The 13,200-nt window shown below is 40.6% G+C and carries 16 protein-coding genes; all 16 read left to right on the top strand.

Translation table 11 applies throughout. The features are described from left to right. Positions 1-30 precede the first annotated feature (30 nt). From ABN256_RS08325 to ABN256_RS08250, 16 genes are read left to right on the top strand one after another with little or no spacing between them, the layout of a single operon-like run. Positions 31-498 carry a phage terminase small subunit P27 family gene (locus ABN256_RS08325; RefSeq protein WP_064720837.1) on the top strand — a complete coding sequence of 156 codons (468 nt, stop codon included), beginning with the start codon at positions 31-33 and terminating at the stop codon, positions 496-498. Further along, a complete protein-coding gene (locus ABN256_RS08320; RefSeq protein ID WP_197269970.1) occupies positions 452-2,188 on the top strand; it encodes a terminase large subunit in 1,737 nt (578 codons plus the stop codon). Before ABN256_RS08325 ends, ABN256_RS08320 begins: the two co-directional genes overlap by 47 nt. Further along, complete coding sequence (locus tag ABN256_RS08315) at positions 2,188-3,456, top strand: phage portal protein (protein ID WP_197269971.1); 1,269 nt, start codon at positions 2,188-2,190, stop codon at positions 3,454-3,456. The genes ABN256_RS08320 and ABN256_RS08315 overlap by 1 nt, the downstream gene beginning before the upstream one ends. Positions 3,457-3,473: 17 nt before the next feature. Beyond that, complete coding sequence (locus ABN256_RS08310) at positions 3,474-4,142, top strand: HK97 family phage prohead protease (RefSeq protein ID WP_197269972.1); 669 nt, start codon at positions 3,474-3,476, stop codon at positions 4,140-4,142. Positions 4,143-4,145: 3 nt separating this feature from the next. Beyond that, positions 4,146-5,318 carry a phage major capsid protein gene (locus ABN256_RS08305; protein ID WP_197269973.1) on the top strand — a complete coding sequence of 391 codons (1,173 nt, stop codon included), beginning with the start codon at positions 4,146-4,148 and terminating at the stop codon, positions 5,316-5,318. Positions 5,319-5,357: 39 nt separating this feature from the next. Further along, positions 5,358-5,660, top strand: a complete 303-nt coding sequence (locus ABN256_RS08300) for a head-tail connector protein (protein ID WP_064720832.1) — start codon at positions 5,358-5,360, stop codon at positions 5,658-5,660. Further along, positions 5,657-5,986 (top strand): phage head closure protein, encoded by a 330-nt coding sequence (locus ABN256_RS08295; RefSeq protein ID WP_197269974.1) that lies wholly within the window; start codon positions 5,657-5,659, stop codon positions 5,984-5,986. The genes ABN256_RS08300 and ABN256_RS08295 overlap by 4 nt, the downstream gene beginning before the upstream one ends. Next, on the top strand, positions 5,979-6,449 hold the full coding sequence (locus ABN256_RS08290; RefSeq protein ID WP_231619363.1) for an HK97-gp10 family putative phage morphogenesis protein: 471 nt from the start codon (positions 5,979-5,981) through the stop codon (positions 6,447-6,449). The genes ABN256_RS08295 and ABN256_RS08290 overlap by 8 nt, the downstream gene beginning before the upstream one ends. A gap of 4 nt (positions 6,450-6,453) precedes the next feature. Then, positions 6,454-6,795 (top strand): tail completion protein gp17, encoded by a 342-nt coding sequence (gp17, locus tag ABN256_RS08285; protein WP_064720829.1) that lies wholly within the window; start codon positions 6,454-6,456, stop codon positions 6,793-6,795. A 9-nt stretch (positions 6,796-6,804) separates the two neighbouring features. Continuing rightward, entirely contained in the window at positions 6,805-7,506 is a 702-nt protein-coding gene (locus ABN256_RS08280) for a hypothetical protein (RefSeq protein WP_197269976.1), read from the top strand. A gap of 8 nt (positions 7,507-7,514) precedes the next feature. Next, positions 7,515-7,928 carry a hypothetical protein gene (locus tag ABN256_RS08275; RefSeq protein ID WP_064720827.1) on the top strand — a complete coding sequence of 138 codons (414 nt, stop codon included), beginning with the start codon at positions 7,515-7,517 and terminating at the stop codon, positions 7,926-7,928. A 2-nt stretch (positions 7,929-7,930) separates the two neighbouring features. Further along, entirely contained in the window at positions 7,931-8,203 is a 273-nt protein-coding gene (locus tag ABN256_RS08270; protein ID WP_231619365.1) for a phage tail assembly protein T, read from the top strand. A gap of 42 nt (positions 8,204-8,245) precedes the next feature. Then, positions 8,246-11,512 carry a phage tail tape measure protein gene (locus ABN256_RS08265; protein WP_349439356.1) on the top strand — a complete coding sequence of 1,089 codons (3,267 nt, stop codon included), beginning with the start codon at positions 8,246-8,248 and terminating at the stop codon, positions 11,510-11,512. Then, on the top strand, positions 11,513-12,109 hold the full coding sequence (locus ABN256_RS08260) for a hypothetical protein (RefSeq protein ID WP_197268902.1): 597 nt from the start codon (positions 11,513-11,515) through the stop codon (positions 12,107-12,109). It begins immediately after the preceding gene. Then, on the top strand, positions 12,109-12,690 hold the full coding sequence (locus tag ABN256_RS08255; protein ID WP_197268903.1) for a hypothetical protein: 582 nt from the start codon (positions 12,109-12,111) through the stop codon (positions 12,688-12,690). Before ABN256_RS08260 ends, ABN256_RS08255 begins: the two co-directional genes overlap by 1 nt. Positions 12,691-12,717: 27 nt before the next feature. Continuing rightward, positions 12,718-13,179, top strand: coding sequence for a YebO family protein (locus ABN256_RS08250; protein ID WP_349439355.1), 462 nt, complete (start codon positions 12,718-12,720; stop codon positions 13,177-13,179). Positions 13,180-13,200: the final 21 nt, after the last annotated feature.

The raw sequence follows: 13,200 nt of genomic DNA, 5'->3' as shown, positions 1-13,200 counted from the left end.
AAATGAAAAGTTTTTTTCTGGGAGGTTCCGATGGCAGGACGACGCCCGAAACCGACCCACTTGAAGGTGGTCACCGGTAATCCGGGGAAAAGAAAACTTAACGATAAAGAACCACAACCTAAACGTGAAATTCCAAGCCCACCTGAACATTTGACGGACTGGGGAAAAATGGCATGGGTAAAGTTAACGCTATTGTTGGATGGGATGGGCGTTCTGACTATTGCTGACGTATTTGCGTTAGAAAGGCTGTGTGATATTTATGCCGATATTCTTCAGTTGCGAGACACCATCGCCATTGAAGGTCGAACATATACAACAAAAACCCAATTAGGGGATTTTTTAATTAAAGCGAATCCCGCAGTGGCGATGCTGGCTGATGCGGATCGACGTTTCAAAAGTTATTTAGTCGAGTTTGGTTTAACGCCAGCATCTCGCTCAAAGGTGAAAGTAGATGGTGGAGAAGAAGAGGAAGACCCACTCAACCAATACTTCGGTTGATCCTGCAACTCAATATGCTCAAGACGTTAATAGTGGAAAGATACTGGCTGGTCCTGACATCAGAAATTCTTGCGCAAGGCATCTCAAAGATCTAAATGAAGCTAAAAAGCGTGGTTTAGTCTGGGATGTTGATGCTGTACAGCGCGCTATTGGATTCTTTGCCAAGGTGTTAAAGCTTAATGGTGGTGAGCATGAAGGGAAGCCATTTATCCTATTGCCTTGGCAATGTTTTGTCATCGGCTCCATCTTTGGGTGGAAAATGGAAGATGGTACACGTCGATTTCGCATGGCGTATGTTGAGTCAGGAAAAGGCTCAGGCAAGTCTCCATTAGCTGGTGGGGTTGGCCTTTATTGTTTAGTTGCTGATGGTGAACCTCGCGCCGAAGTTTATGCTGCAGCAACAAAGAAAGACCAGGCTATGATTTTATTTCGTGATGCAGTGGCAATGGTTGATCAGTCACCAGCACTTAGTCAGCGTATTACTAAATCAGGCGGTGCAGGTAAAGAGTGGAATTTGGCTTTTTTAAAGACAGGCTCATTCTTTAGGCCAATTAGTTCTGATGATGGGCAATCAGGCCCTCGTCCACACTGCGCCCTTATCGACGAAATTCATGAACATCGCAATAACACTGCTGTTGAAATGATGCGTGCCGGTACAAAAGGTCGGCGACAAGCATTAATATTCATGATCACAAACAGTGGTCATGATAAAACAAGCGTATGTTATGACTACCATGAGTACGGACGAAAAGTTGCTGAAAGCACCATTGAAGATGACAGTTTCTTTTCTTATATCTGTTCTCTTGATGAAGGCGACGACCCGTTTAAAGATGAATCGTGTTGGGGAAAAGCAAATCCTTCTCTAGGTTATACCTTCACGGATCGCTATTTACGTGAGCAAGTCACACAAGCCCAAGGCATGCCAGCAAAAGAAAGTATTGTTCGGCGTCTTAACTTTTGCCAATGGGTAGATGCAGATAATCCGTGGATCAATGGTGACACATGGATGAATAGAGAGAAACTCTTTACTTTGGAAGATCTACAAGGTGAAGAATGCTATGGCGGATTAGACTTATCAGGAACACGAGACTTAACTGCGCTCGCGCTCTATTTTCCTCGCATCAAACACTTATATGTTGAATTTTGGACACCCAAAGACACTTTAGTGGAAAGAGCTAAAACTGACCGGGTTCCTTATGATGCATGGGTTAGACAAGGCTTTGTTCATACAACACCGGGTAAAGCAGTTAAATATGAATTTGTTGCAGAGCGTCTCTCTGAAATAACTCACCACGTTAATTTGCTTGCAATTGGATTTGACCAATATCGCATTAAATATCTTGAGCCTGAGCTAGATGAAGCTTCAGTTACTGTGCCTCTTATTCCTCATGGGCAGGGATATTACAAAGCTAAGGACTCAGGATTATGGATGCCTCACTCAATAGAATTATTTGAAGAACTTATCGATGATGAAGAAATTGTCATTCATGCGAATCCTTGTTTGAGGTGGAATGCAGCTTCTGCTGTTTTAGAAGCTGATCAAAAAGAAAATCGTATTTTTGCTAAAAAGAAAAGTACCGGACGAATTGATGGTGTTGTTGCATCAGCCATGGCAATTGGTACTGCTGAAGGTGAGGTTACTGATGATGGTAACCTTGATGATTTTTTCTCTAACCCTCTGAGTATGTGATGACAGATAAACAATATTCAATAGATTTGCGCACTAATCATGGTTGGTTTGCGCGTCTGGCTTCTTTCTTTGTTGGTGGAAGGCTAGTAACACCTGAACAAGGTTCACAATCAGGCGTTATTTCTGCACAAGGATCACTTGGTGATTCCTCTGTAAATGATGAGAGAATATTACAAATATCAACGGTTTGGCGTTGTGTTAGTTTGATTTCGACGTTAACTGCCTGCTTGCCATTGGATGTTTTTGAAACGGATAAGCAAGGAAATAGAAGTAAAGTTGATTTAAGTAACCCATTGGCTCGATTACTGCGATATTCACCCAATCAATATATGACTGCTCAGGAATTTCGAGAGGCAATGACCATGCAACTTTGCTTTTATGGTAATGCTTACGCACTGATTGAGCGAAATAAATTTGGTGACGTGATCAGTTTGCTTCCTTTGTTGTCTGCCAATATGGATGTCCGCATGGAGGGGAAAAATGTTATTTATAAATATCAGCGAGATCATGAATTTGCGAAATTTAAACAACACGAAATTTTTCACTTAAAAGGGTTTGGTTTTAATGGGTTGGTAGGGTTGTCACCCATTGCGTATGCGTGTAAGACAGCAAGTACGGCAGTTGCGATGGAAGATCAACAGCGTGAATTTTATGCCAATGGAGCGAAGTCCCCTAAAATCCTGACAACGGGTGATAAGGTATTAAATAAAGAGCAACGTGGCCAACTTGAAGAGAATTTCAAAGAAATCGCAGGTGGTCCCGTTAAAAAACGATTGTGGATATTGGAGGGAGGGCTTAAAGCCGAAGATATTGGTGTTAGCCCTCAAGATGCAGAAACAATGGCATCGCGTAAGTTTCAAGTCAGTGAGTTAGCTCGTTTCTTTGGTGTTCCCCCTCATTTAGTCGGTGATGTTGAAAAGTCAACGAGTTGGGGAACTGGCATTGAACAGCAAAACTTAGGGTTTCTTCAATATACCTTACAACCCTATATCTCTCGATGGGAAAATTGTGTTTCAAGATGGCTTTTAAAACCGAGTGATATTGGTAAATACCATGCAGAGCACAATCTTGATGGGCTATTGAGAGGGGATTCTGCTTCTCGCGCGACCTTCATGAAAGCGATGGGAGAATCAGGTCTAAGAACTATTAATGAAATGAGACGGCTCGATAACTACCCGCCACTTGAAGGAGGGGATGTTGCATACCGACAAGCGCAATATTTACCAATAAATCAACTTAGCAAAGAGCCTCACGAAAGTGGGGCTTAATTATTTATGGGGGCAAAATGTCCGACATTAGAAAAACACTCGCCTTTGATGATGCAGAGATTAAATTCACCGGTGATGGAACCCAAGGCATTTTTGAAGGGTATGCATCTGTATTCAGTAATACCGATTCAGATGGAGACATTATTTTGCCCGGTGCTTTTAAGGGGGTTTTAGCAAATCAGAAACGCAAAGTAGCTATGTTCTATAACCATCGAGCATGGGAGTTACCAGTAGGTAAATGGGAACACATGGAAGAGGACTCAAAAGGATTGCTTGTTCGAGGGCAACTCACGCCTGGTCATAGTGGCGCTCAAGATTTAAAAGCAGCAATGAAACACGGTACCGTGGAAGGTATGTCAGTTGGTTTTGGTTGCGTTCGTGAGGATTTTGATGTGACTTCCTCTGGACGTATTTTTAAAAATATTTCTATGCTACGGGAAATCAGTATTTGTACTTTCCCTGCAAATGAACAGGCTCAAGTTTCGTCACTAAAAAGTGTCGATGGCCTATCCACTATTCGTGATATTGAAGATTGGCTGAGAGAGTCAGTAGGCCTGTCAAAATCAGAAGCGATTGGCTTCATCTCCCGCTTCAAATCAGCTATTCGGAGTGAGTCCGATGGCACTCAAAAATCTCAAGTAGATTCCATTATTAACCAAATTAATTCATTTAATCTGAAAGGATAAATTATGTCTGATTTAACCCAAATTCAAAAAGCCATCGAAGACTCACAAAAGAAAGTACAAGAGTTGTTCGATGCTCAGAAGAAAGAAATTGAAACAACAGGGGTTGTTTCAAAACAATTACAAACTGATTTGTCAACAGTGCAAGAAGAACTAAAAAAAGCGGGCGAACGCTTGTTTGATTTAGAGCAAAAAAGTGCGACAGGCGCTGATGATCCTACTGTTAAGAAGGACTTTTCAGAACGAGCATCAGAAGAGCTGATTAAATCATGGAATGGCAGTACTGGAGCCTATGATGTTAAAACGTTTAATAAATCACTCGGTAGTGACTCTGGATCAGCTGGTGCATTAATTCAACCTATGCAAGTACCAGGTATTATTATGCCCGGTATGCGTCGTCTCGTTGTTCGTGATTTATTAGCGCAAGGTCGTATTTCTAGTAATTCACTAGAATATGTTCGCGAAAAACTATTTACCAATAACGCTGCTCCTGTGAAAGAAAAGGCTCAAAAGCCTGAATCTGACCTGACTTTTGAAAAGCAAACCACTAACGTGATCACTATCGCGCACTGGATCCAAGCGTCACGCCAAGTTATGGACGATGCGGCACAACTGCAGTCTTACCTGAACACTCGTTTATTATACGGTTTAGCATTAGTTGAAGAAAATCAACTACTTAATGGTGATGGTTCAGCTGATAACCTGACAGGTGTTAACCAAGTCGCAACTGCGTACGACATCACGCTAAATGCCACTGGGGACACGCAAGCTGACTTAATCGCCCACGCTATTTATCAGGTAACAGAATCTGAGTTTAGTGCATCAGGAATTATTTTAAACCCGCGTGACTGGCATACCATTGCATTAATGAAAGATAAAGAAGGGCGTTATATTTTTGGTGGCCCTCAGGCATTTACTTCAAATGTCATGTGGGGATTACCAGTTGTACCAACAAAAGCACAAACACAAGGTGAATTTACTGTTGGTGCATTCGATTTGGCCTCACAAGTTTGGGATCGTATGGATGCAACCATTGAAGTGAGTCGTGAAGATCGCGATAACTTTGTGAAAAATATGCTGACTATCTTATGTGAAGAACGTCTAGCATTAGCACACTATCGCCCACAAGCACTTATCAAAGGCTCTTTTGCAACAGCGGAAGGTAAGTCAACAAAATAAATAACAGGCAGGGGGAGGCAACTCTCCCTAATATTGCTTATGGATATCTTAGATGTAGTCTCACTTCCATTGTTAAAACAACATATTGAGTATGACGATAATGATCGCGATGAACAAATTACATTCTATGCTCAAAGTGCTCTCGATTATTGTTTGAGATGGTGTGATGAGCCAGCATGGAAATTACCTGAAGATATTCCTCATCCAGTTAAGTCGGCCATGCTCTTAGTGCTCGGAGATATGTTTGAACATAGAACTAGTCAAAGTGAAATTCAATTATATGAAAATAAAGCGGTAGAACGGTTGTTATTTCAATATCGGAATTGGCGAGGTGCTGAATGAATCCTGGTCGATTACGTCATAATATAAAAATACAAAAACCAACATTAGCACCCGATGCCATTAGCGGTAATGAAGTAATTTGGGCGGATTTCTTGCCTAAGGTACGCGCCTCTATTGCACCTTATCAGGGGCGTGAATACTTTCAGGCACAGCAAGTTCAAAGTGAAGCCAGCACACGTATTCTTATTCGTTATGTGTCAGGAATAAACACGTCAATGCGTGTCGTTTATGGTGAAAGGGTATTCGATATCATCTCAATTATTGATCCGAAAGAACAACATCGAGAACTACAACTGATGTGCAAGGAAGGAGTTAATGATGGGTGAGATTAAAATCAGTGGATTGCCTGAAATACAACGAAAAATGCAAGAAGTTGCGCGCAAAGTTAGAAACCGTAGCGCCCGCAAAGCAATGAATGCAGGGGCATCGACATTAAAAAAGGAAATTAAGAGCCGTGTCCCTATTTTAAAAGAAGAGGTTCCACATCGACGCAAGGGGACAATTAAACGTAACGTTCGCTCTAAAACAAAGGTACAGCGTAACGGGCAAACAAAAACACGTATCTGGGTAAAGTCTTTACCGGGTAAAAAAATCACTGCATTCAAACAAGCGACAGGAAAAAGTGCAGCATTGAACCCGAATGATCCCTTTTATTGGTGGTTTGTTGAGTTTGGTACTTCAAAGATGCCGGCTCAACCTTTTATGAGACCGGGTTTTGAAGCTAAAAAAGAAGCCACCGCAAAAGTGATTGTTCAAACGTTAAAAGAGGAAATTGAGAAAACAAGGTAATAATATGATTTATCAATTAAAGGAAGCCCTTTCACCGCTAGTCGATGAAAGGGTTTTTTTTCAGGTATTGCCTGAAGGTAAATTGGTTTACCCCGCTATAGTGATCCAATTTTCCAGTATCACACCGAATAACGCGCTTGCTGAGATGGATCTTGATGATTATCGCGTCCAGCTCGATGTGTACGACTCTAACCCAAAAAACCTCACCGTAATGCGTAAGAAAATAAACTCAGTTATGACTGAAAGCATTCCTTTTTCTCAACGCATTAACACGTTTTTCGAATACGAACCCGATGTCAAATTACATCGGCTCATTCTGGAATTTATTATCTCATCAGATAAATAGGATATTGATATGGCAAAGCAAAAAAGTCATAAAGCAACTCCCTTCCTTGGCACGAAGCTGTTTGTTCAAACAGGATTAGGTGAAGAGGTTAGCATTACTGCTGCGACACTCTCTCCTGCCACGCTCACCATTGAAGGAAGTAAATTAAAAGCTGATGACATGATTGTGTTATCAGGTTTAGGCGAACTCGATGGGCGTTTTCCTGTCGCCAGTGTTGAAGGTGATAAGGTGACGTTGTGTGATGAAGTGGATTGGAGCGAGAAAACATTACCCACCGATTTCACCGAAGCAAAAGCACAACGAATTCAATGGTCAAATAATTTCTGTGCCGTAAAAAGCTTCAGTAAAGATGGCTCAACAACTGAACAAATTGATGTGACGACAATTTGTAGTGACGGCAAAGAATATGAGTCGGGTGACACTGAATACGGCTCAATTAAATTAACGTTCTTCTTGCAGTATAGCTCTAGCGCTGTTCAGCGATTATTACGTAAGTATGAAAATAGCAAAGAAAAATTTGCTGTAAAAATGGTGCTCACTCGCGATGAAGGCGCCATGTTCTACTTCGGCTCAATAGAAACAGGGATGAACATTGAGGGGAGCGTTGGACAGATGATGGACTCAGGTGTGTCGATTAAATTGTCTGGTCGTGACTATTTAAATGTTCCTTTAGCTTCTGTACAAAAAACTAATCTTAGCAAAACGAAATAAGGGGCACTATGTCAAGCGCATTATTACGTGAGTTGGTGTTAAATCAAGCACTTAAAATTACTCCTTTTACTTATCTAGATAATACCTTTTATGTTAAAGAACTGGATGTTGGCACCATGAATTACATTCAGCGAAAATTACGTCAAATAAAGATTAAGCTTGCAGAAGAGCAAGATATTTATTTAGACGAAGAGGATTCGGATCAATTCAATGAAGCAGTGAACCGTGTTTATGACGAGTTTGATGTGGCACGTATGCTGGCCTTTAAACTCTGTGATGAAAAAGGAGAGTTACTTTTTGATGCTGAAAATGAAGAGGACCTAAAAGGCCTTAATCGCTTAGGGCAAGGGTTCTCTAATGCTGTTTTTAATGCGGAGGCAGGTAACGAAAAAAACTCACAGACCGACGACAATTCCAAATAATATTGTCGTTGGCATTAGGTAAAACCCTTTCTGAAATAGAACAAATGCCAGAAAGCCATTTGTGTGAATACGAAGCCTTTTATCGCAAACAGCCCTTTGGTTTATGGCGAGAGGATTACCGAATAGCACAAGTGGCTCATCTTTTAGCAATAGCGAATTGCGATCCGAAATCTACCCCGCCTCAACTAACTGACTTCATGCCCATGTGGCAGAAAAAGCCCACAGAAGCTGAAGAGTGGGATAGCGTGACTCAGAATGTTTTAGCTCATCGTTAGCCCCTTAGTGGGGCTTTTATTTTATCGTTTTAAGGAGTTTCTATGGCAGGCGCATTGGGAACATTAAATATTGACTTAACGCTGAACACGGCTAGTTTCACCAATGCGATTAACCGTAGTCAGCATCAAACAGAACGATTTAATCAAAGTGTTCGTGTGAGCCTGCAGTCTATTACTGTTCAACAAGAACGCATGGCATCACAAACAGCAAAATCAGCCTCGTCATTTGCTAACTTTGCTAAAGTAGTGACAGGCGCACTTTCTGTTCATCAGGTGATCAGTTATGCCGATGGTTGGACGGACTTACAAAACAGATTGAAGTTAGTTACAAAAAGCACTCAAGAATTAAATAAAGCAACCAATGACGTCTATACCATCGCTCAAAAAACTTACCAATCTTTGGATGCTACGGCACAGGTTTATCAGCGTTTTTCTGATAATGCAGAACGATTAGGTATTAACCAGCAAAAAGTCGCTGAACTGACTGAAACGGTATCTAAAGCCGTCTCTCTTTCTGGAACCAGCGCAGCAGCTGCAGCAACGGGTTTAACACAATTTGGTCAAGCATTGGCGGCAGGTCGGTTACGTGGGCAAGATTTAAACTCTGTTATCGAACAAATCCCCGGTTTAGCACAAGCTATTGCCGAAGGCATGGGGATCAGTATGGGAGAGTTAAAACAAAAAGCTCAAGATGGTGAAACCTCGATAGATAAAATTATTGAATCATTAGAACGAGTGAAAGCCTCTGTTGATCAAAAGTTTGCCACTAGCATTACTACTGTTAGCCAATCCTTTACTAATTTACAGTCTGCAATGACGAGGTTTGTTGGTGAAACAAATCAAAGTACTGGTGCAACTCAATTATTAAATATGGGGTTATCTGCATTATCTAATAATTTTTCTGAAGTAATGAAAGTAGTAGAAGCATTAGCGGTTACGGCTATTGTGATAAAAATAACAAAATGGACTCAAGCTACTTATGCGCAAACTACAGCAACAAAATTAAAAGTCCAACAAGACCTGATTGCAGCTAAAGCGACGCAAGCAAAAATGACAGCAGAGTTAGAATTGGCTCGTGTTGAGATGCGTTCTTTGCAAGCACAACTTCAATTAGCTCAGACAGAAGCTCAGCGCAGTAGTATTAGAATGCGAATGAAAGCGCAATCTTCAATTATTGTATCGGCTACAAATGCCGAAACGTTAGCAATACAACGACTGAATGCAGCACAAAGAGCCAGTTCAACATTAGGGCGTGGATTTGGAGGGGCGCTTGCTTTTCTTGGTGGTCCATTAGGGATCGCGACGGGCCTATTGACAGCAGGTGCAATGGCTTATTATGAGTGGCAACAGCAAGCTGAACAATCAAGGCAAAAGGCTCTTGAGTATGCCGAATCATTAGACGTTGCAACAGAGTCATTGAAGAAATTAAGTGACGCAGAGCGTCAGGCGTCAATAGGTAAATTGTTTGATAGTTTTGACGCACAAATTGAAAAAATAGAAGAGCTAAAGAGAAAACAAGAGGATTTAAAAAAATCATCAGATTTTGGTGGAGCAAATAAAGGCATCTCTTTTTATTATACAGGAGATTACGAGTCATTTTCAGCGGAAGCAGTTAAGGCAAGGAAGGACGAAATCCAAGTAACTGCTGATCTTGAAACAAAGAATAGAGAATTAGAAGTTATACGTAAAAAAATGGCATTATTGCTTGATGCTGAAGTTCAAAAAAATGGAATGGTTTCTAATGCCTATGCACTTTATGCAAGTCGTATTTATGATGCATCGGTTAGATCTGATGAATTAATTGGTAAACTTCATCTACAAGGTTCTGCTTTTGATAATTTAGCGCAATCTATTCGCTCAGCCACTCAAGAGCAACAACAGTTTTCAGCGAATTCTTTAATCATCGTATCTGCTGATGCTCAAAAATCAATAGATGCCTCTCTCCGAGCTATTGAAAAAGCTAAGGCTACTGGCGAAGCATTAGCTAAACTGAACGCTGAGGATGTTCTCGCTAGTAGAAAAGTAACGCCTGATATGCAAGGCTATGATAAAGCGTTACAGGCTGAAATTGACGCACAACTTGCCTCACAATCTAAAAAAATCAAACCACCTAAAACGCCAAAATCAAGCATTGATTATGCCAAACAGTACACAAAACTCCTTTCTGATTTACAAGAAAAACAAGCTTCATTAATTGCAGATGGACAGAGTATTCAACTGTATGGCACCACATCTTCATTTAATGAATATAATTCTGCACTTGCCGATATCAAAAAGAATAAAGAAAAATTCGACGAAATATTAAAGATTGACCCAAAGGCAATCGAAACTATTAAAGAGAAAGCTAAAGCCATTGATGATATGGCTCGTGCTAATTCTGTTGCGCAATTTGCTTATGATCGCGGTAAAGAAGTTGAGCAAATGCAGTTTGAAACCTCTCTAATAGGAAAATCAAGGGCGGAACAGGAACGATTAAATGCCTTGAGGCAGGTTGATTTGCTTTATCAACAAGCAAAAGTTGATTTAGGAGATAAAGAACTCGCAAACTTACAGCGCAATGTTGAACTTACAAAGCAAAAAATTGATGCCGAATTACAAAAACGGGAGTTAATGAAATTAGATCCAGTCGAAGGGCTAAATCAGGGACTTTCAGATTTTAGTGATTCTGCTACCAATGTGATGGAAAACGTTAAAAATGTAACCGCTAATGCTTTGAATAATATGTCTGACTCTTTAGCTGATTTTGCTTTAACTGGTAAAGACAATTTTAAAGACTTTGCGAATGCTGTGATATCTGACATTACTCGTATGGTGATGAAAATGCTGGTTTTCAAAGCGATTGAAGCAGGAACCAGCTTTTTTATGGGGGGCGCTTCTGGCGGTGATGCTGGTGGAGGACCCGGAGGGCTTTTTGCTTATGGTGGATATACGGGGCATGGTGGAAAGTTTGAGCCAAAAGGCGTTGTTCATGGTGGTGAGTTTGTCTTCACAAAAGAAGCGACAGCAAAATTAGGAATCGGCAATCTTTATCGCTTGATGAATTCGACACAGGGCTATGCTTCTGGTGGTTTTGTTGGTTCATTGGCTGGAAAGGTGCCGTCAACACCAGTCACAACATCATCTTCATTAGGAGTTAATATCACGGTGGTAAATCAAATTACAGTGACAGGTAATGGTGATGCTGTTCTTGCTCAAGCAATGAAAGAAGCGGCAGAGCAAGGCACCGAAGCTGGCGCACAAAAAGCAAGAGCAATTATATTGCAAGATTTTCAGAGTAATGGAACTGCACGTAGAACGTTAGGAGTGTAGATGAATATTTTAGCATGGCCAGAAGATGTATGCCCTATTAATGAAGATTGGCAATTACTCAGTAATAGTAAAACGTTCACCTCTCCGTTTAATGGCAGTAGTCAAACAGTTCGTTTTCCGGGGAGCCGTTGGCGCTGTGAGTTAACGTTTAGTAATTTAAGTGAAGAAAAATCACGTAAACTTGAAGCTCTTGTTGCCGCACTTGATGGTATGTCAGGAAGAGTGAGAATATCGAGCTGGATTAGAAAAGGGAAAGAAGGGTACGGCGCTCCTAAAATTTCCTCTGCGGGGCAGTCTGGTAGTATTTTGCAAACATCAGGTTGGAAGCGAAATATGCGCGTTTTACAGCAGGGTGACCGCCTCACGATTGGGAATGAGTTGAAAATGGTAGTAGCCGATGTTGTTAGCGATAACGAAGGACGAGCTGTCATTTCAATTTCTCCCATGCTCAGAACTCCACCTGCATTGAACGAAGAGGTGATCATTAAAGCCCCTTTTGGGGTTTTTCGATTATCAGACAATGAGCAAGGGAAGTTTCAACATCGCCGACTAGGATACTCTAATGTTACCCTTTCTTTTGAGGAGGTACTGTATTAATGCAATATCATCCATTTTCTGACAGCATGGTTAAAGCAATCAACGAAGGCGCTTATATCGTGCTTGCAGCTCGACTGGATTTAAAATCGGGTATAACTTCTGCGCATACTGGCGTTGGTCAACTTGTGATTGCTGGAGAGACTTATTTAGGTGTTGGAAGTCTTGGTGAAATCAGCCAACTTAATGAAAACAAGACAACAAGTCCGCCTCAATTACAGCTTAAACTAGCTGGTTTTGACAAGTCTCTTGTCGGTATGGTGATGAATGAACAAAGCCGAGGGAGAGAGGTACGATTAATGATGGTGGCAATTGGAGAAGATGGTAAGCCACTATTAGCGGAAATATTGTTTGTCGGGCAGATCTCATCAATTAGTGTTGTTTCTGGTGAAGAGAACGCTGTTTGTGTTAATGTTTCTAATCGATTTGAACGATGGTCAATCGGTTTGCCTGACAGGTTCACTGATGAATCATGGTCATCAAGAAAGGAGGGTGATCGCATCTTTCGGTATGTTGCTCAAATGGCTGAGCGGGCTATTTATTGGGGTAGTAAGAAAGACGCGCCTGCATTCATTTATAAGTAACATTTATTTTATTAATTAGGACAAGACATGGATCCATTCTTTATTGTGTACATCATTCTTTTAATAATCTCTATTGTGTTTTGGTTTTTCTTAAATAGAGCCAGTGTTAGAGCCGATAGAGTAGTGGAATTATTAGAAGCTATTGATAAAAAAAACCGCAGGCAAGTTGAGTTACTAACGTCGTTATTAGAGTCATCTTCAATTACACTTAGTAATGAAGAAAAAGAAAAATTGGTCATTGATTACTTTCGTGAAGCACAAGTTATCGGAGATAATATTATTTCAAGTGATGGTAAGTTAAATGAATCAATGATTATTAAATTTGCTAAATATGGTAATAAATATATTGAAAGACAAAAATCACAAGGTGATGAAATTAGTGAGGCTATTGATTTATTTACCATGTTGAAAAATGAAAAATTCTCATTATTACCACCTAAAAACAAGAAGATAGCTAACGAATTATTTAAGAAAAATATAAGTTTTTAATAGTATTCTACTTTTCTTACA

Origin of the sequence: Proteus sp. fly-1008, from assembly GCF_040140305.1 — a bacterium.
Lineage (GTDB): Bacteria > Pseudomonadota > Gammaproteobacteria > Enterobacterales > Enterobacteriaceae > Proteus > Proteus vulgaris_B.
The sequence above is the reverse complement of the archived record's forward strand: the minus strand, read 5'-3'. Positions and strand labels throughout refer to the sequence as shown.

What these genes read in the sequence shown, in the direction of transcription:
- ABN256_RS08250 (WP_349439355.1), top strand. Translation starts at nt 12,718, where the DNA reads ATGGATCCATTCTTTATTGTGTACATCATTCTTTTAATAATCTCTATT.
- ABN256_RS08290 (WP_231619363.1), top strand. Translation starts at nt 5,979, where the DNA reads ATGGGTGAGATTAAAATCAGTGGATTGCCTGAAATACAACGAAAAATG.
- ABN256_RS08300 (WP_064720832.1), top strand. Translation starts at nt 5,358, where the DNA reads ATGGATATCTTAGATGTAGTCTCACTTCCATTGTTAAAACAACATATT.
- ABN256_RS08325 (WP_064720837.1), top strand. Translation starts at nt 31, where the DNA reads ATGGCAGGACGACGCCCGAAACCGACCCACTTGAAGGTGGTCACCGGT.
- ABN256_RS08265 (WP_349439356.1), top strand. Translation starts at nt 8,246, where the DNA reads ATGGCAGGCGCATTGGGAACATTAAATATTGACTTAACGCTGAACACG.
- ABN256_RS08310 (WP_197269972.1), top strand. Translation starts at nt 3,474, where the DNA reads ATGTCCGACATTAGAAAAACACTCGCCTTTGATGATGCAGAGATTAAA.
- ABN256_RS08295 (WP_197269974.1), top strand. Translation starts at nt 5,657, where the DNA reads ATGAATCCTGGTCGATTACGTCATAATATAAAAATACAAAAACCAACA.
- ABN256_RS08315 (WP_197269971.1), top strand. Translation starts at nt 2,188, where the DNA reads ATGACAGATAAACAATATTCAATAGATTTGCGCACTAATCATGGTTGG.
- gp17 (WP_064720829.1), top strand. Translation starts at nt 6,454, where the DNA reads ATGATTTATCAATTAAAGGAAGCCCTTTCACCGCTAGTCGATGAAAGG.
- ABN256_RS08280 (WP_197269976.1), top strand. Translation starts at nt 6,805, where the DNA reads ATGGCAAAGCAAAAAAGTCATAAAGCAACTCCCTTCCTTGGCACGAAG.
- ABN256_RS08275 (WP_064720827.1), top strand. Translation starts at nt 7,515, where the DNA reads ATGTCAAGCGCATTATTACGTGAGTTGGTGTTAAATCAAGCACTTAAA.
- ABN256_RS08305 (WP_197269973.1), top strand. Translation starts at nt 4,146, where the DNA reads ATGTCTGATTTAACCCAAATTCAAAAAGCCATCGAAGACTCACAAAAG.
- ABN256_RS08260 (WP_197268902.1), top strand. Translation starts at nt 11,513, where the DNA reads ATGAATATTTTAGCATGGCCAGAAGATGTATGCCCTATTAATGAAGAT.
- ABN256_RS08320 (WP_197269970.1), top strand. Translation starts at nt 452, where the DNA reads ATGGTGGAGAAGAAGAGGAAGACCCACTCAACCAATACTTCGGTTGAT.
- ABN256_RS08255 (WP_197268903.1), top strand. Translation starts at nt 12,109, where the DNA reads ATGCAATATCATCCATTTTCTGACAGCATGGTTAAAGCAATCAACGAA.